The organism is Cyanobacteriota bacterium, assembly GCA_025054735.1.
Lineage (GTDB): Bacteria > Cyanobacteriota > Cyanobacteriia > SKYG9 > SKYG9 > SKYG9.
This window is the reverse complement of sequence record JANWZG010000660.1, coordinates 1-1,278: the sequence shown is the minus strand read 5'-3', so window position 1 is coordinate 1,278 and position 1,278 is coordinate 1. Positions and strand designations below refer to the sequence as shown.

Genomic DNA, 1,278 nt, shown 5'->3' with positions numbered 1-1,278 from the left:
ACTTTCGACTTCTATACCTCTCGCCGGAAACATTGTTGAACCCTAGGGTATGGGATTGCCTTTGTGAGCCAACCCTAGTTATCAATGGCTTAATTCTAGATGAAGCTCACTGTCTAGTGCAATGGGGAGATACGTTTCGTCCTGCCTATTATCGACTGGGGGCTGTGCGACCGGCATTGCTGAAAATGAAGCCTGCGGGGAGTCGAATTGCGATCGCTGCCTTCACTGCCACTGCTGATCCCGGTGCCCAACAGACAATCCAGCGCATTCTCTGCCTGCAACAACCCCAGTGTTTTCGTCTCAACCCCTACCGAGCCAATTTGTACCTTAGTATCCGTATGGTTTGTACGCCTCGGCAGCGACGACAATACCTGCTACATGCTCTGCGTGCTCGCTCTGACCAACCCGGCTTAGTCTACGTTCGCACCCGCCAAGACAGTGAAGATTTGGCCCTATGGCTAGCTAATCAGGGCTATCGAACGGCTGCTTACCACGCTGGGTTAGCCGCACCCGAACGCCGGATGATTGAACAGGCATGGCTCGCCAGTGAGTTGCAATTTGTGGTCTGCACCTGCGCCTTTGGCATGGGGATCAATAAGCCCGATGTACGTTGGGTAATACACTTCCATGTGCCCTTACTACTGTCGGAATATGTGCAGGAAATTGGGCGGGCTGGACGCGATGGCCTGCGATCGGATGCAGTAGCTCTAGTCAGTGAACCCACAGGCTGGCTTGATCCGTCGGACAACCAACGGCAGCGATTCTTTCAGCGTAAGCTGAAAGCTCAACGTCGTGCAGCTCAACAACTAGCGACAAAACTGCCACCTCAGGGAGATATCAGCACCATTAGCCGCCAATTCAAAGATGGAGCATTAGCCCTGTCTTGGCTCCAGGGCAGCGGTCAGCTCCACTGGCAAGATCCCTTTCACTATGTGTTATCTACTTCCGATCGGCGAGTAGCTCTAGACAAGCTAGATAGCCAAGCTGCCCAACAAATGACTGCCTATCTGCGCACTCGTCAGTGTCGTTGGCGCTACCTGCTCCACAGTTTTGGCTTTATCCAAGCAGCGGAGATGATGCATTGTGGGCATTGCGATAACTGCTGCCGAGCTAGGGGTCGAGATATTTAACTGGTGGAGGCTGTACCGACTCGATCGAGGGGATTGACCAACTTAAACAACTTTTGCTTAATTTGCCGATCGTAAACCTCCCACTTCATGCGGGCAAATTCATCGCTCTCTGTAAAGCCCGCTAGGAAACCAATGGGAATCTCAAATC

General features: G+C 52.5%; 1 protein-coding gene. It reads left to right on the top strand.

Annotation, left to right across the window (positions count from 1 at the left end):
- Positions 1 to 1,130, top strand: a 1,130-nt coding sequence (locus NZ772_19170; protein ID MCS6815678.1) for a helicase-related protein, incomplete at its 5' end; no start/stop codon positions are given.
- Between the last annotated feature and the right edge of the window lie 148 nt (positions 1,131 to 1,278).